The sequence below is a fragment of the Curtobacterium sp. GC_Cur_3 genome (genome assembly GCF_026544205.1).
In the GTDB taxonomy this organism is placed as follows: Bacteria; Actinomycetota; Actinomycetes; order Actinomycetales; family Microbacteriaceae; genus Curtobacterium.
The window spans coordinates 40769-60129 of the sequence record NZ_JALNUI010000013.1; the positions used below are offsets into that span (position 1 = coordinate 40769).

Annotated in this window: 20 protein-coding genes; 9 read left to right on the forward strand and 11 right to left on the reverse strand. The window is 72.7% G+C overall.

Going from position 1 to position 19361, the window contains the following annotated elements:
* Positions 1-3: 3 nt before the first annotated feature.
* Positions 4-861 carry a hypothetical protein gene (locus OXR63_RS08635; RefSeq protein WP_267421976.1) on the reverse strand — a complete coding sequence of 286 codons (858 nt, stop codon included), beginning with the start codon at positions 859-861 and terminating at the stop codon, positions 4-6.
* A 20-nt stretch (positions 862-881) separates the two neighbouring features.
* Entirely contained in the window at positions 882-1451 is a 570-nt protein-coding gene (locus OXR63_RS08640) for a hypothetical protein (RefSeq protein ID WP_267421977.1), read from the reverse strand.
* Between the two features lie 96 nt (positions 1452-1547).
* Between OXR63_RS08640 and OXR63_RS08645 the strand changes: the two genes are divergently transcribed.
* Entirely contained in the window at positions 1548-2264 is a 717-nt protein-coding gene (locus OXR63_RS08645) for a hypothetical protein (protein WP_267421978.1), read from the forward strand.
* 160 nt (positions 2265-2424) lie between these two features.
* On the opposite strand, the gene OXR63_RS08650 is transcribed toward OXR63_RS08645, so the two are convergent.
* The 3 genes from OXR63_RS08650 to OXR63_RS08660 all read right to left on the reverse strand — a co-directional run bounded on the left by OXR63_RS08650 (position 2425) and on the right by OXR63_RS08660 (position 5902).
* Positions 2425-3972, reverse strand: a complete 1548-nt coding sequence (locus OXR63_RS08650; protein ID WP_267421979.1) for a glycoside hydrolase family 36 protein — start codon at positions 3970-3972, stop codon at positions 2425-2427.
* 128 nt (positions 3973-4100) lie between these two features.
* Positions 4101-4973 carry an ABC transporter permease gene (locus OXR63_RS08655; protein ID WP_267421980.1) on the reverse strand — a complete coding sequence of 291 codons (873 nt, stop codon included), beginning with the start codon at positions 4971-4973 and terminating at the stop codon, positions 4101-4103.
* On the reverse strand, positions 4970-5902 hold the full coding sequence (locus OXR63_RS08660; RefSeq protein ID WP_267421981.1) for an ABC transporter ATP-binding protein: 933 nt from the start codon (positions 5900-5902) through the stop codon (positions 4970-4972). Before OXR63_RS08660 ends, OXR63_RS08655 begins: the two co-directional genes overlap by 4 nt.
* Positions 5903-6001: 99 nt before the next feature.
* Here OXR63_RS08660 and OXR63_RS08665 point away from each other — a divergent pair, with 99 nt between their 5' ends.
* From OXR63_RS08665 to OXR63_RS08680, 4 genes are all read left to right on the forward strand, one after another.
* Positions 6002-7165 (forward strand): N(5)-(carboxyethyl)ornithine synthase, encoded by a 1164-nt coding sequence (locus tag OXR63_RS08665; protein WP_267421982.1) that lies wholly within the window; start codon positions 6002-6004, stop codon positions 7163-7165.
* Positions 7162-7821 carry a dihydrofolate reductase family protein gene (locus OXR63_RS08670; protein ID WP_267421985.1) on the forward strand — a complete coding sequence of 220 codons (660 nt, stop codon included), beginning with the start codon at positions 7162-7164 and terminating at the stop codon, positions 7819-7821. Before OXR63_RS08665 ends, OXR63_RS08670 begins: the two co-directional genes overlap by 4 nt.
* A gap of 280 nt (positions 7822-8101) precedes the next feature.
* Complete coding sequence (locus tag OXR63_RS08675) at positions 8102-8530, forward strand: Hsp20/alpha crystallin family protein (protein WP_267421986.1); 429 nt, start codon at positions 8102-8104, stop codon at positions 8528-8530.
* Between the two features lie 20 nt (positions 8531-8550).
* The gene (locus tag OXR63_RS08680) at positions 8551-8802 is read left to right on the forward strand and encodes a hypothetical protein (protein WP_267421988.1); all 252 of its coding nucleotides are present in this window, start codon (positions 8551-8553) and stop codon (positions 8800-8802) included.
* Between the two features lie 395 nt (positions 8803-9197).
* On the opposite strand, the gene OXR63_RS08685 is transcribed toward OXR63_RS08680, so the two are convergent.
* Complete coding sequence (locus OXR63_RS08685) at positions 9198-10445, reverse strand: MFS transporter (protein ID WP_267421990.1); 1248 nt, start codon at positions 10443-10445, stop codon at positions 9198-9200.
* 134 nt (positions 10446-10579) lie between these two features.
* Between OXR63_RS08685 and OXR63_RS08690 the strand changes: the two genes are divergently transcribed.
* The gene (locus OXR63_RS08690; RefSeq protein WP_267421992.1) at positions 10580-12169 is read left to right on the forward strand and encodes a Na+/H+ antiporter; all 1590 of its coding nucleotides are present in this window, start codon (positions 10580-10582) and stop codon (positions 12167-12169) included.
* Positions 12170-12462: 293 nt separating this feature from the next.
* On the opposite strand, the gene OXR63_RS08695 is transcribed toward OXR63_RS08690, so the two are convergent.
* From OXR63_RS08695 to OXR63_RS08715, 5 genes are all read right to left on the reverse strand, one after another.
* Entirely contained in the window at positions 12463-13620 is a 1158-nt protein-coding gene (locus tag OXR63_RS08695; protein WP_267421994.1) for a DUF475 domain-containing protein, read from the reverse strand.
* Positions 13621-13909: 289 nt separating this feature from the next.
* Entirely contained in the window at positions 13910-14704 is a 795-nt protein-coding gene (locus tag OXR63_RS08700) for an anti-sigma factor (protein WP_267421996.1), read from the reverse strand.
* On the reverse strand, positions 14701-15249 hold the full coding sequence (locus OXR63_RS08705) for an RNA polymerase sigma factor (RefSeq protein ID WP_267421998.1): 549 nt from the start codon (positions 15247-15249) through the stop codon (positions 14701-14703). Before OXR63_RS08705 ends, OXR63_RS08700 begins: the two co-directional genes overlap by 4 nt.
* Positions 15250-15338: 89 nt before the next feature.
* A complete protein-coding gene (locus OXR63_RS08710) occupies positions 15339-15989 on the reverse strand; it encodes a class F sortase (RefSeq protein ID WP_267422000.1) in 651 nt (216 codons plus the stop codon).
* Between the two features lie 26 nt (positions 15990-16015).
* Positions 16016-16858, reverse strand: a complete 843-nt coding sequence (locus OXR63_RS08715) for a DUF4397 domain-containing protein (protein WP_267422002.1) — start codon at positions 16856-16858, stop codon at positions 16016-16018.
* A 271-nt stretch (positions 16859-17129) separates the two neighbouring features.
* Between OXR63_RS08715 and OXR63_RS08720 the strand changes: the two genes are divergently transcribed.
* From OXR63_RS08720 to OXR63_RS08730, 3 genes are read left to right on the forward strand one after another with little or no spacing between them, the layout of a single operon-like run.
* Positions 17130-17432: a flagellar FlbD family protein gene (locus OXR63_RS08720; RefSeq protein WP_194625765.1), complete on the forward strand. Its 303-nt coding sequence runs from the start codon at positions 17130-17132 to the stop codon at positions 17430-17432.
* A 1-nt stretch (position 17433) separates the two neighbouring features.
* Entirely contained in the window at positions 17434-18252 is an 819-nt protein-coding gene (locus OXR63_RS08725) for a motility protein A (RefSeq protein WP_267422006.1), read from the forward strand.
* Between the two features lie 2 nt (positions 18253-18254).
* A complete protein-coding gene (locus tag OXR63_RS08730) occupies positions 18255-19304 on the forward strand; it encodes an OmpA/MotB family protein (protein ID WP_267422007.1) in 1050 nt (349 codons plus the stop codon).
* Positions 19305-19361 lie beyond the last annotated feature (57 nt).

Sequence of the window (19361 nt, forward strand, 5' to 3'; positions counted from 1 at the left end):
CCGTCAGGACAGCGAGCTGTCCTCGGCCACCTCGAACGCCTCGAACCGCTCGTCAGCCAGCACGGCGTCGACCAGGGACCGCGGCCCCGCGACGATCGTCGAGTCCCAGTCGATCTCCGATGCCATGACCCAGGCGTGGTCCTCGGGCCAGAACAGCTGCGGGGTGTGCTGCAGCGGAACCACGGGACCGAGGCGAGTGTGCTCGAGCCACGTGGGATCGGCCAGCGTCGGCAGGTCGGTCGCAGCGAGGATGAGGTCCCGACCGGGCCAGCCGAACCGAGGCACGGACAACGCCGACGTGATCGCGTCCTGGGCTCGCCGGTGCTCCGCAGTGCGGTCGGCCATGTACTCACGGAGTTCGACGCGTTCCTCGGCAGACGGGGTGTCGGCACTCTGCCATCCGAACGCCATGGTCGAGCCGCCGCTGAGGTCGCTCTGGCCGTCCCAGAACCCGGCCACGAGGTCATCGGGCGTCGAGGTCGCACGCCCGAGGTGTTCCGTGAGCGCGGCGAGCACCACGGGGTCGAACCAGCCCTCCTCGGGCGGCGACACCCGCCACCCGTCCGGGAACGGCACGTCGGACTCGTCGTCGCGCCCGCTGGCGGCAGCCCAGGTCACGCTCGGGGAGACCGCGCTCCCGGTGCGTGCGGCGACGTCCGCCCATCGCCACCGCACCTCGTCGAGCACCGGGTGGTCCCAGTACTCGTCAGCGATCGACCGGTCCTCGAGCACCGCGGTCAGTGGGTGGAGGATCCGGGCGTACGCCGCGAAGCCCGTCCCCGCGATGCCGCCGACGCCGTCGCCGTCGCCGGCCCGCGCGAGCAGCCACGTGCCACGGCCGGCGTCACGGTTGAGGTCCATGCCCGCAGCGTACCGGCGGGTCAGAACCGGACGGGGCCGATCCGCTCGTCGTGCTCCAGGAACCGCCGCGTCTGCCGTTGCTGCGCCACGCCGACGATGACCGCCGCGACGACGAGCCCGACTGCGGCGACGAGGAGCCCGCTGCTGAACACGTTGGCCCCGTGGCCGATGACCTGCGCGAGCTGGTTCATCGCGATCGACACCCCGAGGCCTCCACTCTGGACGGCGGACAGCACGATGCCGTCCCGGGACTGGAACGCGTAGTCGGCGGCGACGAGCTGTTCGTCCGCCGACAGGTCGTCGGTCGAGTCACGTCGGATCGCCCGCCGGATCCGGCGGACAGCGTCCTGGTCACCGAACCGCCTGCCGTTCGACCAACCCGTTCCCAGTGACGCCCGCAGCGTCAACGCCGTGATCATCAGGGCCAGCCCGGCCACCGAGGCACCGATGACCACGGAGCGCCAGCCCAGTCCGACGAGGAAGCCGGCGAGCACACTCGTCACGACGAACGCCACGACCGAGACGACCACCAACCGTGTCACTGCAACGCGCATGACGAGCCGTCCGTCCCCGTCGGTCACACTGCGCATCAGTGGCCCCTTCGCCGTCGTCCCGCAGCGAGCATACGCACCACTGACGCACCGGGCCGCCGACGGACGGGCGCGCCCCACCCCTACGATCGCAGCGTGACGAACGACAGGCCACGGCCTGGGTCCCAGGCATGGCTCATCCGGCACCCGTGGGCGGTCTCCCTTGGCAGCGCGGGCTTCGTGCTCGCGATGCTCTGGATCGCCGCGTCGGTCGACTGGGACCTCGGCGCGACCATCGGCGGCGGTTCTCGCCACGCCCCGCTCTGGCTGCTGCTCCTGCTCGGCGGACCGCTGTTCGGGGCCGGCGTGGTGGTGGGGATCGTCCGGCAGGTCCGGGTGCTGACCGGTCACACGCCGGGGGCACAGATCGACCTGCCGCGGGACGGCTTCCACCGGCTCGTCGTCGTGAGCCCGCACGGTGCCGGTCGCGCTCCGATCGCGGCGGCGTACCTCCGCCGGCTCCTGCCCGCGGACGTCGAGGTCACCGCGCGGGCGCTCGACCCCGCGTCTCGGATCGACCCCGAGGTCGTGGCCGCCATGCACCTCGACCACGTCGACCTCGACCCCGACGCTGCGCCGGTCCGCCTCCACCCGCAGGACCTCGCGGACGCCGACCTCGTCGTCCGCATCGGCTGCCGCGACACCTGCCCCGTGCCCCGCGGGACCCAGGTGCAGGACTGGTTCGTCGGAGCGGCCGACGGCGGCGTCGTCGCGTGGTCAGCGGCCCGCGACGCGATCCACGGCCGCGTCGATCGGCTCGCCCAACAGCTCGGCGTCGTCATCGCCGCGAGCCGCCCCCGCGACGCCCCCTGACCGGTCGCAACACCCCGCTCACGTCTGACGAGCGGTCACCACCGGTCGCACGGGTCGGCGCGCAGCGACGATCCATGGCCGCTCGGCGACTGACGCACCCCGGACGGACTGGAGGCTCGGTGCGGGCCGGCACCGAGCCTCCAGTCCGCAGCTGGTCACCTCAGACGGAGCGGGACCCTGACTCGGTCAGCCGCTCGCGACCGGCGCGCGCTTCGCGCACCGCCGGACCGAAGTCCACCGTCCGGCCGTCCACCAGGAACCGGTCGTCACCGAGGCGTTCGACGACGGGGGACTGCCGGAGGAAGCGCTCCATCGCCTCCCGCTCGGGGGCCTCGAGCCACGCGACGGGGTCGGAGGTCGACCGGAAGCCGGACACGACGGCGAGGTCCGCGATCGTCTGTCGCTGCTCCGGCGTCAGCGTGGTCTCGCGGGAGCGGAAGTACGCGACGTCGGGGTCGACCTGGTACAGGTCGCCCATCCAGAGTCGCGGAACCGATGCGGCGACACCGTTGAGCCCGCCCTCGTGGCTCGGGTCGGCGACGCAGGCCGGGTACGTCCAGTCCGACGCCGTGTCGGGCCCGACGCGGACCCCGTCGAAGACCCCGATTGACGGCAGCATCGGCACGCCGCAGCCGAGCAGGTACACGTCGGGCCCGGCCGCCGCTCGGATGAGCTCGACGGCGTCCCGCCAGACGCGCTCGCGCGGCAGGTCCTGGTGCCGGACACCACGCAGGGCCCCGGCGTACATGAAGTCGAGCTTGAGGTAGCGGAAGCCCCAGCCGACCACCCGGCGGATCACCGTGTCGAGGTGCTCCTGCACGTCGGGGCGGGTGGTGTCGAGGGCGAAGTAGTGCGAGTCCCAGTTGTGCCCGGCGACGAGCGGCCCGCCGGACGGGTCCTGCACCAGCCACTCGGGGTGCTCGGTGGCCGTCCGTGAACCGGGCAGGCAGATGAGCGGGGCGAGCCAGAGCCCTGGGCGCGAACCCCGGGCGGCCAGTCGCTCGGCGAGGGCGTCCATGCCGGACGGGAACTTCTCGTTCGGCAGCCAGTCGCCGACGATCGTCTCCCAGCCGTCGTCGACCTGCACGACGTCGATCGGCAGCGTGCCGAGGTCGTCGACGGCCGTCGTGATCAGCTGTTCGTCGATGTCCTCGAAGTACGAGTACCAGCTGCACCAGAGCGTCGAGACCGGGGGAGCGCTCGGGGTGCCGAGGCGTTCTCGGAGCAGCTCCGCGTACCGGGCGAAGACCGTGTCCTCGGGCCCCAGGCCGAGGAACCACCCGGAGCCGTCGTCGTGCTCGACGGTGCCGCTGAGTTCGGCGTGCGATGCCCCTCCGTGCGACGCTCCGACGCGCGATGCCCCGACGCGCGGGGTCCCGAGGCCGAGGGCGCCGAGCAGCAGGACGCGGCCGTCGGCCAGTCGGACGGCGCCGACGCCGTTGCCCTCGTGGCGGTCCGGCGTGTCGTTGGCGGCGTCGTCGGCGGTCTGCCGGCGCTCGTCGTCACCCCAGATCCGCAGGGGGCTCTCGTCGAGCGGCGCCCAGCCCGAGGGCGACCACGAGGTCCAGCCCTGCCGGTGGAAGTCCGTGACGTCCGAGTCGAGCGTGACGGTGACCGGGCCGGAGCCGACGAGCCACCCGTGCTCGGTGGCGTCGAGTCCCGCCGCGTCGGCGATGGTCGTCCCGTCGAAGCGGAGTGGTCGGGTCATGGCGTACGTCCTCGTCGTCCGTTGCCGCGGTGCACGGCCGTCGTCGAGCGTATGGCCGGGACACGACGACGGACAGGAGGCTCCACGCGCGTCCGGCGAGTGGGGCCTCCTGTCCTGAGGTGGTTGGGTCAGACGTCGCGCGAGCGCGCCACCGCGATGGCGGCGGCGCCGATGACGACGACCTCACCCGCGAGGACGGCGAAGCCGCCCCAGCCGTTCAGCACCAGACCGGTCTGCGCGCTCGCGCCCCCGTACGAGTACGCGTACAGCTCGGCGCCTGCGGCTGACGGCAGCAGGGTCGCGATGTCGGCGACCCACTGGGCCTCGGTCAGCTGCGCGAAGATCGACAGGATCACCGGGAGCACCAGGAAGATCCCGAGCGTGATGGCGATGCCACCGGCGCTCGATCGGACCAGCAGGCCGATGCCGTAGGCGAAGAGCGCCACCAGCGTGACGTAGACGGACGCGCCGAGGATCGGCATCCACACGGCCGGGTCGCCGAACTCCGGATGGATGTCCTTGCTGGCCTGCAGACCGGCTGAGATGGCGACGCCGATGCCCGTCGAGACGACGCTGACGACGAAGGTCGCGAGCGCGAGGACGAACGCCTTGGCGAGGATGACACCCGTGCGGCCGGGGTCGGCCGTGAACGTGGAGCGGACCTGCCCGGTGCCGTACTCGCCCGTGATGATGAGCACGCCGAGCACGCCGACGACCAGTGCCGTCAGCGAGACGCTCACGGTGTTGATGTTGACGAAGCCGCCGTTGACGGCGTCCTGCGGCATGCGTTCTGCGCCCGCGTCGACGACCGCGCCGAGGAGCACGGCCATCGCGATCGTCAGCAGCACCAGGATGGCGTAGCACCAGACGGTGGACCGGATGCTGCGGAGCTTGATCCACTCGCTGCGGACCAGGTGCGGGAAGCTCAGGCCGACGCCGTCCGGCACGGAGGCCTCGCGGTGCCGGTGCTGCTGGGCGGGGGCGGTGTTCGGCGCGCTCATCGGACGCCCTCCGATCGGTACTCGACGTCGTCGCGGGTGAGGGCCATGTACGCCTCTTCCAGGCTGGCGCCCATCGGTGTCAGCTCGTGCAGCACGACGCCGGCCCGGGCGGCGATGGTGCCGACCGTGGGGGCGTCCGGACCGACCACGAGGAAGGAGCCGTCGTCGCGCGGGGTGACCGCGGTGGCCGCCTGGCCGATCGCGGCGAAGAGCTGGTCGGGCGACGGGGTGCGCACGACGACGCGACTGCCACCACCCTGGCCGTCGGCAAACCCGCCACCGGCGACGAACTCGGCGATGGGGGCGTCCGCCAGGACCTTGCCGCGGCCGAGGACGACCACGCGGTCAGCGGTCTGCGCCATCTCGCTCATCAGGTGGCTGGAGAGGAAGACCGTGCGGCCGTCCGCGGCCATCCGGCGGGCGAGCTGCCTGACCCACAGCACGCCGTCGGGGTCGAGGCCGTTCACCGGCTCGTCGAGGATGAGGGTCTTCGGGTCACCGAGCAGCGCCGCGGCGATCCCGAGTCGCTGACCCATGCCGAGCGAGAAGCCGCCGACGCGCTTGCGGGCGACGGAGTCGAGCCCGGTCATGTCGATGACCTCGTGCACGCGGGACTTCGGGATGCCGTGAGTGGCCGCGAGCGAGAGCAGGTGGTTGTAGGCACTGCGGCCCGAGTGGACCGCCTTGGCCTCGAGCAGCGCGCCGACCTGCCGGAGCGGGTCGCGGAAGGCCGTGTAGGGCTTCCCGTTCACGGTCGCGGTGCCGGCGCTCGGCCGGTCCAGTCCCATGATCATGCGCATCGTGGTGGACTTCCCGGCGCCGTTGGGGCCGAGGAAGCCGGTCACGCTGCCCGGCCGCACGACGAACGAGACGTCGTCGACGGCGAGCTTGGGACCGTAACGTTTGGTGAGATGGGCGACTTCGATCACGCTCGCCACGGTAGGACAGCCCGGGCGTCGGGCGCCTCCCCCGGGAGTATGAGATCTGATGTGTGATCGGCCGATCGGCGTGCCCCGTAGTGTCGCCCCATGACCACTGAAGGAACCGCAACGCCGCTGCTCCGCCTCGGCGTCCTGGCGCACTCCGCCAAGGCCGACGAGTGGCGACTCCCCGTCCACCCGGCGCACATCGCCCGGATCGACCCCGACCTGCGCGCCGCGATGGTGCTGGAGCGCGGCTACGGGCTGCGGTTCGGCGTGCCGGACGACCAGATCGAACCCCTCGTCGGCGCGATGGCCGACCGCGCCGAGGTGATCGCCGCCGCCGACGTCGTCCTGCTCCCGAAGCCCCTCGCCGCCGACCTCGAGGACCTGCGCGACGGCCAGGTGCTCTGGGGGTGGCCGCACTGCGTGCAGGACCGGGCGCTGACCCAGTCCGCCATCGACAAGCGCCTGACGCTCATCGCCTGGGAGTCGATGAACCACTGGCGCGCGGACGGCGGCTTCGGGCTGCACGTCTTCCACAAGAACAACGAGCTCGCCGGGTACTGCTCGGTCATCCACGCGATGCAACTCTGCGGGTCGACGGGGGACTACGGCCGTCGGCTCTCCGCCGTGGTGATCGGCTTCGGGGCCACGGCCCGCGGCGCCGTCACCGCGCTGAACGCCCACGGGGTGCACGACGTGCGCGTCCTGACGAACCGGGACATCGCCGCGGTGGGGTCGCCGATCCCGTCCGTGGACATGCTGCACTTCGAGCACGACCCGGACGCGCCCTACGCCAGCACGGTCGACACCCCGGACGGGCCCGTCGCACTCGCGCCGTACCTCGCCGACCACGACATCGTCGTGAACTGCACGCTGCAGGACCCGAACGCGCCCCTGACGTACCTGCGCGAGGTCGACCTCGGGGCCTTCCGTCCCGGCAGCCTCGTCATCGACGTCTCCATCGACCCGGGAATGGGCTTCGACTGGGCCCGTGCGACGTCCTTCGACGAGCCGCTCGTGACCGTGGGGGAGTGGACCAACTACTACGCCGTCGACCACAGCCCGTCGCTGCTGTGGAACTCGGCGACGTGGGAGATCAGCGAGGCGCTGTTGCCGTTCCTCCGACCGGTGATGGAGGGCCGCTCGGCCTGGCAGGAGTGCGAGCCGGTCCGCCGTGCGGTCGAGATCGAGGACGGGCAGGTCCGCAACGAGGCGATCCTCGCGTTCCAGGGTCGCGCCGCCGCGTACCCCCACGAGGCGTCGTGAGCACGTCACGGGTCCGGGTGCACAACTTCGCCGTCTCGCTCGACGGCTTCGGCGCCGGAGCGGACCAGTCGCTCGACCACCCCTTCGGGCACGCCGACGGGCGGCTCACCGACTGGTTCACCGGCACCTCGACCTTCCGCGCGATGGTGAGCGCCCCCGGCGGCGACACCGGGCTGGACGACGAGTTCGCCAGCGCCTGGGGACCGGGCATCGGCGTCGAGGTCATGGGCCGCAACAAGTTCGGACCCCAGCGCGGGCCGTGGACCGACGACGACTGGACGGGCTGGTGGGGCGACGAACCGCCGTTCCACACGCCGGTCATCGTGCTGACCCACCACCCGCGTCCGCCGATCACGATGAGCGGTGGGACGACGTTCCACTTCGTCGACGCGTCGCCGGCCGAGGCGCTGGCGACGGCCCGAGCAGCGGCCCCCGGGACCGACGTCCGGATCGGGGGCGGCGTGCAGACCGTCCGCGAGTTCCTGCAGGCCGACCTGGTCGACCACCTGCACGTGGTGGTCGTGCCGATCGTGCTCGGTCGTGGCGAGCGGCTCTGGGACGGGCTGGAAGGCATGGAGGAGCGCTTCGAGGTCACCACCACCCCGTCCCCGTCCGGCGTGGTGCACCTGACGTTCGAGCGACGTAGCGACGCCTGAGCGGCGCTGTTCCCGTTCTCCGCGATGACGGATCCGGACGTCTCGACCCGAGGTTCCCGACCCGGATTCGTCACCGCCGAGAACGGAGTCCTGCTCACCGACGTTTGGTCGAGCGCACCGACGAGCTGCAGCTCGAACGGGGGTCCGGCCTCCGAGCAACCACGCAGCGACCTCGAAGCGAGCCCTGAGGAACACAGTCCGGAGCAGTCCTACGATGACGGCAGATCCGGCCTCCAAGGCCGGACACCACGACACCACGACACCGAAAGGGGACTCTCACATGACCATGACGTTCGATCCTTTCACCGAACTGGACCGTCTCACCGGGGCGCTGCTCGGCGGGCGTCAGAGCCTCAAGCCGATGCCCGTCGACCTGCACCGCGACGGCGACCGGTACGTCCTCAACGCCGACCTGCCCGGCATCGACCCCGGTTCGGTCGACGTCAACGTGGACGGCCAGCTCCTCACGATCCGCGCCGAGCGCAGCGCCCCGGAGCGGTCCGGCAACGGCTGGCTGCTGCAGGAGCGCCCGCACGGCTCGTACCTGCGGCAGTTCAGCCTCGGCGAGGGCGTCGACTCCGATGCGATCTCCGCGCACTACGACAACGGCGTGCTCTCCCTCGTCATCCCGGTCACGCCGAAGGCCAAGCCCCGGAAGATCGCGATCTCGAGCGGCGCCCCGACCGACCAGCAGGCCCTCGCCGGCTGACCGACACGGAGGGCACTGCGGTGGAACTCGTTGCCTCGGTGGAGACGCCGGACGCAGCGGTCCACGACGCGGAGGCCGTGGTCGTCGAAGCGCTGTTCGCGGACGTGGTCCGCGGGCTGGTCCTGACGACGACCACGGTGGTCCTGCCCGGCCGGGGCCGTCCGGCCGACGGCCGACTCCTGTGGCCGGTGCGGCTGGTGCGCCAGCCGCGGCGGGACGTCCGCTCGTGGGTCGCCCGGTGGGCGAGGTCGCCCCCGGCGCACACTGCCTGACCACGGCCAGGAGGCCCGGTGCCAGCTGGCACCGGGCCTCCCGTCCGTCTGCTGGCCGCGTCGCGGCGGGTGCAGCGCCGGAACGCCGGCGTCTGGACGAGGTCCCGCCGCGAGACACCGGCGTCAACGCGAGACGCCGTGCGAGGGCCGAGACGCCGCAGTTTTCGGCGGCGTCTCGAGAACCCAGCGGTGTTTCGCCAAGACACCGGTGTCTGGGAGATGTGCCGCGAGACACCGGCGTCAACGCGAGACGCCGTGCGAGGGCCGAGACGCCGCAGTTTTCGGCGGCGTCTCGAGAACCCGGCGGTGTTTCACCAACACACCGGCGTCTGCGGGCGACACCGGCGTCTGGGTGAGACACCGGTTTGTGGGGGAGACTCCGGCGGCGCGGCGGCTCAGGTGGTGCGCGGTGTGGTCGTCTGACGACCGGCGGCAGATGCGATGACGACGGCGACCACGAGGAGCGCCAGGGGGACGAGCATCGCGACCCGCAGTCCGAGGTGCTCCCCGAGGAAGCCGAGCGCCGGCGGGCCGACCAGGAACGCGACGTAGCCGGCGGTCGCGACGACGGACACCCGGCGGTCGCCGTCGGTGGGGTGGTCGCCGGCGGCCGAGACGGCGAGCGGGAACCCGAGCGCGATGCCGAGGCCCCACACGGCAGCGGCTGCGGCGGTCACGATCGGGGACGGCGAGAGCACGACGGCCACCACGCCGACGGCTCCGACGACCGCGCACGTCCGGACGACCGTCGCCCGTCCGAACCGGGTGACGAGGGGTGTCCCGGCGGAGCGGCCGATGAGCATCGCGACGGAGAAGCCGGTGAAGACGAGCGATCCGAGGACCTCGGGGGCGTCGTGGTCGCTCGTCATGAGGAGGGGGAGCCAGTCGCTCGCAGCACCCTCGGCGAAGGCCATCGCGAGGGTGATGACGGCGAGGAGCAGCAGCTGGACGGTGATCACCGAGCGTCGCCGGGCGGTGGCGGTCGCGGCCGTTGCACCGGGGACGCCGGGCTCGGCAGCCGCGTCGAGGTCGGCAGCGGCAGCCGCGTCCGGGTCGGGACGGGGCATCGGGCGGAGGTTGAGCGCGGCGACGAGGGCGAGCGCGGCCATCACGACGGCGGCCACGGGCAGGTGTACCACGACGGGCACCCGGGCCGCGGTCATCGCGATGCCGACGAGTCCGCCGGCGACGGTGCCGAGGCTGAAGCACGCGTGCAGGACCGGCACGACCGGGCGCTCGATGACCCGTTCGACGGCGGCGGCCTCGACGTTCAGACCGATCTCGGCGACCCCCGCACCGAACCCGACGAGGAACAGGCCGATCCACACCCCGGCTGGCAGCTGCGCCGGTGCCGCGAGCCCGACCAGCAGCACGCCGAGCACGGGCAACGCGCCGCCGAGCAGCACGAGCGGTCGGGTCCCGACACGGCGGATCAGGGCGCCCGCCCCGAGGATCCCGATCATCGAGCCGACCGAGAGGCCGAAGAGGACCAGGCCCATGGCCTCGAGCGAGGCGCCGAGGTCGTCGCGGACGGCCGGCGTGCGGGTGATCCACGACGCGATGCCGAATCCGGTCGTGGTGGACGTCGCGAACAGTGCCAGGCGATGACGTCGGGTCGGCAGCGGCGCCGTTGCGGTTCCCACGCCCCCACTCTGGCAGGTCGACGCGGTGAGCGCGTCCGGGACGGAATGCACAGGGCACCTCGTTGCGCTGACTCTCCACAGGTGCGCACTTCCCGGCACCGCCCACATCGACGCCATGTCAGGCTGTGTCACCCATGGAACTCATCGCACCAGAACTCGTCGTCGTGCTCGCCACGGCGATCGCCGTCGCCACGGCGATCTCCGGACGCCTGCGGGTCGCGCCGCCCGTCCTGCTGCTCGCCTTCGGCGCCGGCATCGCCTTCATCCCCGTCTTCGGGAAGCTGGAGCTGCCGGCGGACGCGGTCCTGCTGCTGTTCCTCCCCGCGCTGCTGTACTGGGAGAGCCTGACGATCTCGCTGCGGGAAATCCGCGCGAACTTCCGCGGCATCCTGCTCATGGGGACGTTGCTCGTCGTGCTGACCGCGGGCGGGGTCGCCGCGCTGCTGCACCTGCTCGGGATGCCGTGGGGTCCGGCGTGGGTGCTCGGTGCCGCCGTCGCCCCGACCGACGCGACCGCCGTGGGTGCACTGACGCGGTCATTGCCCCGGCGGAACACGACGGTGCTCCGTGCGGAGAGCCTGGTGAACGACGGCACGACGCTCGTGATCTACGGCATCGCGGTGGCCGTCACGGCCGGGGAGCAGACGCTCACCGTCTGGAACGTCTCCGGCATGCTGCTGCTCTCGTACGTCGGGGGCATCGCGGCTGGGCTGCTGGTGTCCTGGCTCGGGATGCTCGTGCTGCGCCGGCTGTCGGCGGTGATCCTCGAGAACCTCCTGACGTTGCTCGTGCCGTTCGTGGCGTTCCTCGCGGCCGAGGCGATCGGGGCCTCCGGCGTGCTCGCCGTCGTCGTGGCCGGGCTCGTCGTCAGCCAGGTCGCACCGAAGCTCGACCGCGCCGAGACCCGACAGCAGGTGCGCTCGTTCTGGTCCTTCGCGACGTTCCTGCTCAACGGCGCCCTGTTCGTGCTCGTCGGGATCGAGGCCATGATCGCCATCCGTGAGCTCCAGCCGCGCGAGCTCCTGGTCGGACTCGGCATGATCGGGCTGGTGTCGCTCGCGGTCGTCGTGCTCCGGTTCGCGTTCCTCAACCTGTCGTGGGGCACCATCCGGCTCGTGACCCTGCGCACCGGCGGGGGTCCGCGCGAGGGACACCGCGACCGTGTGGTGAGCGGCTTCACCGGCTTCCGTGGGGCCGTCTCACTGGCTGCCGCCGTCGCCGTGCCGCGCATGGTCGAGAGCGGCGGGGCGTTCCCCGACCGTGACCTCATCGTCTTCGTGGTCGCCGGCGTCGTCGTCGTGACGATCGTCGCGCAGTCGCTCGTGCTCCCCGCAGTGGTGCGGTGGGCGGACTTCGACGGCAGCGGCGAGGTGGTCGAGGAACGTCGCCGTGCCGAGCGCATGGCGATCGAGGAGGCGCTCGACGCCCTGCCGCGGCTGGCCAAGCGCGCTGGCGCCGACGACGAGGTCGTGCAGCGTGTCCGCGAGGAGTACGAGGGCCACCTCGCCCTCGTGCGCGCCGAGCAGAGTGACGACGACGACCACCCGCTGCTGCAACAGCGCGGTGCCGCGGTGGAGCTCGAACTCGCGCTCGTGCGGCTGAAGTCGGCGCGGGTGATCAAGATGCGCGACGACGGCGACATCGACGACCTCGTGCTGCGCCAGGTCCGTGCCGAGTACGACGCCGAGGAGACCCGGCTGCTCCGGCAGGGCGAGCGGGAGTAGGCGCCGCTCACGCGTGCGCGGCGCCGGCGCTCGGTGCGAGGTTGGCCACCCCGTGCGGCGAAATGGTCCAGCAGGGAGTGGTCAACCTAGCACCAGCCGGGGAAGCGCGCACGGTGCGATGTGCGGGCGCGGGCGCGGCACGCATGCGTCACGCGCGTGCGCGGCGCCCGGTGCGAGGTTGGCCACCCCGTGCGGCGCAACGGCCCGGCACCAAGTGGTCAACCTCGCACCAGCCGGGGAAGCGCGCACGGTGCGACGCGCGGGCGCCGGCGCGGGCGCGGCCCCGCCCCGCCTCACCCCCGCGCCGGGCGGAGCCCCGCGCGCCGCACCCACGCCCGCCAGGGCAGGGACGACGCCAGCGCCAGGCCGATCACGACCGTGCCGAACCACCCCACGAGCACGCCGGGGATCGGCACGAGCAGACTCGTCCACAGCAGCACCGCCAGCACGCCGAGCACGTACGCCGCACCGGCCTTGAGGTAGCGCAGCCGCTTCAGCCCGGCGGCCTCGTCCAGGCGCGAGGTCAACCGCGCCAGGAACAGCGCCCCGATGCCGATCGCCGCAGCACCGACGGCGGCCTGCTCGAGCGCGCTGAGCCCGTCCGCGCCGAGCACGCCGGAGCCCGACAGCGAGTACACGCCGTCGAGGATCTCGAACAGCATGAACACGACGAGCCCGCGCTCGAACACCACGGTCGACGCGTACACGTGGATGCGCCACGCCCCGCGCCCGGTCCCGACCGAGTCAGTGTGAGTCCCGGCAGCCGGACCACCGGCAGCCCGACGACCGACAGCCGCACCCCCGTGCAGCGCCCACCCGGCGAGCCGCTTCGACCCGAGGTACGCGCCGATGCCCAGCACGCCGCCGAGGACCACCGGCACGACCTCGGACGACTGCCACGCGGCGGCGGAGGCGACCAGGACGCTCGTCAGCGCGACCCCGGCCGTGGCGGTGACCAGCGACCAGACGCGAGGGCGCGCGACGGCGGCGAGTCGAGCCTCCAGGCGGCCGAGCCAGGACCGTCGCGACGCGCGGTCCGTGTTGAACAGGTACTCCGCGAACACCAGCCAGATGAACGCGGCGCCGAAGGCGGCGAGGGCGGGCCGGACCTCCTGCAGGTGGGCGGCGAAGGCGCCAGGGGCGAAGACGGCCTCGCCGACGGTGGCGGTCGGGTCCTCGGCGGAACCCACGACGACCGCGACGGGCGGCAGCATGAGCCGCATCGCGAGGACGCCGGCCACGATCCCGAGCGACAGGAACAATCGCCTGGCGGGGGAGTGCAGGCGCCCGGCGATGCCGGCCATCGGCACGGAGGAGTCGGCCGCCATCGCGATCTCGAGCAGCGCGAGCGCCACGAACGCGAGCGCGGCGGCCGGACCGAGCACGATCCACGCGAGCGCGGCGGCGACGACGGTGAGGGACAGGGGGACGGTCAGCAGGGATCTGGCCATGCCTCGATGGAGCGCTCCCGACCTGCGCTGGTGCTGTGGTCGGCCTGGGCAACGGCCGGGAGGACCGGGTCGGTTCACCCGGTCGGGTGACGGCCCGTCCCCCCTTGCGTGGACCTGTCGGCGGTGGCTCGTCGCACGTGGTGCGAGGTTGGGCACCCCGTGCGCGGGGACAGGGCCGCACGGAGTGCGCGACCTCGCACCAGCCGAGCGAGCGCGCACGGTGCGAGGTGCGCACCGCGCCCGCGCGTCGGCGCACGCGCGGCCGAGCCCACGCGTCCGAACCCGGGCGTCAGGCCCGCTTGTGGAGGGTGCCTCGCACGACGGAGTCGCCCGAATGCGTGGGGTCACCGTCGTCGGACTCGGCGGAGACGTCCACGACGGGGTACCGGGACGGGTCGACGCCCGACGGCACCACGAACCGGCCGGTGTCGCCGTCGAGGAACCCGACGCTGACCAGCCCGCTGAGGTCGGAGCGCATCATCCACACCTCGCGGAGGGGTGCTGCGCCGTCGGCCGCCCGGTGGTCGAGGTCGACGACCAGGCTGAGTCGACCGTCCCCGTCCCGCTCGAGCTCGGCGGACCCGCGGACACCGGACCAGCCGGGCAGCGGGTCGAGCGCCGTGCGGGACACCACCGTGTCGCCGCTGCCCGGGCCACCGGTGAACAGGTACCAGCCACCGCCGAGGCCGAGCACGAGTCCCACGACGGCCGCCGCCGCGGCGAGGAGCAGCGCGGTGCGCCGACGCACCCGGGACCGGCGACGCGGCACCAGGTGCTCAGCAGCAGCAGCAGGAGGAGCAGCAGCAGGCGCAGCAGCCACCGCAGCCGCAGGCGCGAGCTCCGCTGCCGGCACGGCCGACCGGTCGTCGAACCCGAGGTCCGTCGCGATCCGGTCCCACACCCGGGCGGACGGCTGCGCGAGCTCGACGTCCTGCGCGGACTTCGCCACGGTCACCACGTGCCGCAGGTCGGCCAGCTCGGCGCGGCAGGCCGGGCACGCCGCGAGGTGCTCGGCGGCCGCACCGGAGGGCGCGTCGTCGCCGATGGCGAGCAGCGCGAGGGTCTCCTCGTCGATGTGGTTCATTCGATCACCTCCAGACGTGTTCGGAGCCGAGCCAGACTTCGACGGATGTGGCTCTTGACGGTGCCGAGCGGCAGCCCGAGCCGTTCCGCGATCTCACGGTGGCTGAGTTCCTCGAAGAACGCCAGTCGCATCACCGTGCGGGGCACGTCCTCGAGCCGGTCGAGCTCCCCGGCGACGAGCACGCGTTCCGCCATCCCGTCGTGCGGGTCCTCGGCGGGAGCGCTCCGTTCCTCGTCGGCGACGGCGTGGGCGAGCCGTTCTTGCCGTGCCCGTTCGGCCAGCGCGTCGGCGACGCAGTTCCGGGTGATGCCGACCAGCCAGGCGCCGAGCGGGGCCGTGTCGGGACGGTACGTGTGCCGCCCTCGCCAGGCCCGGACGAACACCTGCTGGGTGACGTCCTCGGCCGCCGCGACGTCGGTGAGCGAGCGCAGTGCGAGCGTGTACACGAGGGACGACCACCGCTCGTAGACCGCCCGGAGGACGCGCTCGTCACCGCTGCCGAAGGCGTCGGCGAGGTCGCTCTCGTCGGGCTGGTTGGTCGTCACGTCGTCGTGGTGCCTTCCGGGGGCCGCTCGGGACCCCTGCCCCGATGGTAGGGCGCGCGGCCGGGTCGTGGTGGGGAGTCGGGGATCGGTCACAGCGGCGTCGCGGTCACGACGAGGTTGCTGCGGTAGTGGTGCGTGGCGGTGTCGAACGTGCCGCCGCAGGTGACGAGCACGAGACGCCGGGGTCCGTCGTGGTCGAACACGCTCGCCCAGGGGACGCCGGTCTTCGCGAGCAGGTCGACCGTGGCGACGGCGTACCGCATCGTGGTGCCGTCCGCGCTCGTGACGGTGACCCGCGTGCCGACCGGCACGTCCACGAGGTGTGCGAACGGGCCGATCCCGTACCCGACCGCGTCCACGTGGGCGGCGAGGACGGTGGAGCCCACCGCGGAGGCCGGGGTCGAGCCGAAGCGCCACCAGCCGGCGACGGCCGGGTCCGGGGGGAGGGCCATCGCGCCGGTGGGGTCGACGCCCTCCGGTCGCACGGCCTGGTCGATGCCGAGGCTCGGGACGGCGACACGCACGGGGGCGACCACGGCCGGCACCTCGGTCGGGAGCGCCGCGTCGCGCAGGGGCACGGCGGTCGAGAACGCCGACGGCGCCGGCGTCGGCGCGACGGGCACGGCCGGAGCGGACGACGCACCGTCCCCCGAGAGCGGGCGCCCGCCGGGGACACGGTCCGCCGACGAGCACCCGGTCAGGCAGGCCAGGGCGACGGTGGCGGCGAGGGGGACCGCCACCGCCGCCCCGACCCGGTGGTGCACGGTCAGCGCCGTGCGGCTCGGACGGCGCTGGCGCGACGTCGGAGGACCAGGAGCGCCAGGCCGGCGAGGACGACGCCAGCGCCGCCGATCACGAGCGGGGCGGTCTCCGTGCTGTTGGTCGCGACGAGTCCGGCGTTGCCGGCCGGCACGCCGTTCGGGTCACCGCCGAGGCCGCTGATCGTCTGCGTGGCGAGCATGAGGTTCTTGTCCTCCAGGCTGCCCCACGCGTACACGATCGTGTCGGAACCCGCGGTGACGGCGACGTCGGCCGGGCCGATGACCGGAGCGGTCGTCCCGGTCGCCGCGACCGTGGCGGACACGGTGCCGGCGGGCAGCACCAGCGCCTGCTCGTCCGGGTTCGACAGGTTCGACACGACGGCCTTCCCGCCGGCGAGGACGTCCACGGCGGGTGCCGCTGCGACGTGCCGCACGACGAGACGGCCCTGCCCGGCGGGGACCGCGGAGGTGTCGTTCGTGAACACGGTCGCCGTCGGGGTGCCGTCTGCCTTCAGGTGGGCCACCGCGGTGGAGTTGCTGCCGGCGGCGAACGACACGTCGGCCGGGCCGATGATCGGCTTCGAGTCGTCGGTGGCGTCGCTCGCCGTGATCGCGAGCGTGTGGGCTCCGGCGGCGACGGACATCGGTCCGGCCATGGTGCCGGGCGTGAAGTCGTCGATCGCCCGGGCGCCGTCGAGCCAGACGTCGACCGTGGTGTCGGGGACGGCGTGCAGGACGCTGAGCGTGGCGTCGCCAGGTGCAGCGGTCGCCGCGGTCGCGGGGACCGCGATCGCGAACGCCGCGAGCAGTGCGCCGGCGCCGATGCCGGTCACGAGGTTCTTGCGCATGGTGTGCCTCCAGGTCGGCCCTCAGGGCCGGGTCGGGTGGGCGTCGTCATCGACACCCACCACCACTACCGCCCGGAGTGCCTGTCCGGATGCACCCACCCGGGAACTGCCGGACGGGAGGCTCCCCACGCTCCCGCAACGAGCCTCCCGTCTGTGGGCACTAACGGGGACACGGCGACGGCCGATAGAGCGCACTGACCACCCACGGACGGGTGGTCGGACGACCTGCCCCACGGACGGTGGCAGGTGAGACACCCCAGGGACGGACCCCATGATCGTCGTCACACGACTCAACGGCAGCGGCTTCGCTGTCAACCCCGACCTCGTGGAGCGCATCCAGGAGACGCCGGACACGACCCTCATCATGGTCGACGGCGCGAAGTACATCGTCCGCGAGTCCATGGCTGAGGTCATCGAGCGGATCGCCGCGTACCGCGCCCGCATCGTCACCATGGCCTACGGCACCGAGCCGCGCACCGTCACCGGGCCGCAGCCGACGCTCGCTCCCGTCGCCGCCCTGCACGCGGCGCCCGCCCTGCACGCAGCAGCCCGGACGCAGGACGGGGGTCGCTGACATGGACATCGCGACGATCGTCGGCATCCTCCTCGCCTTCGGCGCCCTCTTCGGCATGATCGAGATGGAGCACGTCGAGCTCGGCGGGCTGTTCCTCCCCGCGCCGATCATGCTCGTGTTCGGCGCCACCATCGGCGCCGGCATCGCGAGCACCACGCTGAAGGACGCCATCGCGAGCTTCAAGGCCGCGCCCAAGGCCTTCACCGGTAAGGTCACCCCGCCGGCGTCCGTCATCGAGGACGTCGTGGGTCTGGCCGAGGTCGCCCGCTCGAACGGCCTGCTGGCGCTCGAGCAGGAGGCCGACAAGCACGACGACCCGTTCATGAAGAAGGCGCTGCAGAACATCGCCGACGGCACCGACGGCGACGAGCTCCGGATCCTGCTCGAGGACGAGATCGAGTCGAACGCCGCCCCGATGCGCAGCGCGAGTTCGTTCTTCATGGGCCTCGGCGGGTTCGCCCCGACCGTCGGCATCATCGGCACCGTCGTGTCGCTGACCCACGTGCTCGCCAACCTCGGCAAGCCGGACGAGCTCGGCCCCCTCATCGCGAGCGCCTTCGTGGCGACGCTCTGGGGCCTGCTCACCGCGAACTTCATGTGGCTGCCCATCGGCGGCAAGCTCCGCAAGCTCGCGCAGCTCGAGTCCGACCGGCAGACCCTCCTGATGGAGGGGCTGCTCGCGGTGCAGGCCGGCAGCCAGCCACGCCTGCTCGGGGAGCGCCTGAAGGCCATGGTCCCGCCCGCCGCCCGCAACGAGACCGGCGGCAAGGGCAAGGCGGCCAAGGGCGCGACGGCCGACGACCAGCAGCTGGCGGCCTGACGATGAGCGCGAACCCCCGTGGCCGCGGGCGTGGTCGGAAGAAGGGCGGTCACGACGACGCCGAGCACCCCGACGAGCGGTGGATGGCGTCCTACATGGACATGATCACCGTGCTGATGTGCATGTTCCTGGTGCTCTTCGCGATGTCGACGGTCGACCAGGAGAAGTACATCGCCCTGAAGAACTCCCTGGCGACGGGCTTCGGCGAGGTGAAGTCGCAGAAGGTCGACACCGCGAGCGGCACCGTCGTGACGAAGGACCAGGTCGAGGACGGCTCCGGCTACTCCACGGACAAGGCCCAGGCGGACCACTCGACGGCCGCGTCCGGCGCGAAGGACACGAACGTCGACCCGGCCTCGACCGTGGTACCCGTCACCGCGACGAAGAAGGACCTCGCTGCGGCGGAGCAGGAGCTCGACGACCTCAAGGCCATCCAGAAGGCGATCACGGGCAACCTCGACAAGGCCGGTCAGACCGCCAACGTCACGTTCACCGTCGACGCCCGCGGGCTCATCGTGCGCCTGGTCGGCAGCGAGACGTACTTCGGCACGAACAGCGCGGACCTCTCCGGGCAGGCGAAGACGATCATGGACGCCATCGCCCCGGTGCTGAAGACCGCCGGGCACGACGTCAGCATCGAGGGGCACGCCGACCAGCGGAACTCGACCGCCCCGTACGCCACGAACTGGGAGCTCAGCTCGGCCAGGGCGACCGGGGTGCTGCGGGACCTGGTCGAGCGCGGCGGGATGCCGGGCGACCACGTGCAGAGCGTCGGGTTCGGGTCGAGCCGCCCGCTGTCCAAGGGGGAGACCGACGCGGACCTCGCCCTGAACCGCCGGGTCGACATCGTGGTGCTGTCGAACCAGGACCAGGACGTCAGCTCGCTGATGCCGGCGCTGGCCGCGGCGCAGGACCACGCCCGCGGGACCGGCGGCACCGGTGCCGCCGCCGCCCCGACGACGAAGACCACGACGACGAAGACCACGACGACGACCAAGGACACCGCCGCGGCCGACACCCACGGCGACACCGGGAGCGATGCCGGCCACTGAGCACCCGCCGCCCCACTACGGGGTACAGCACTGACGGAGGACACTCAGGCGGCCGAT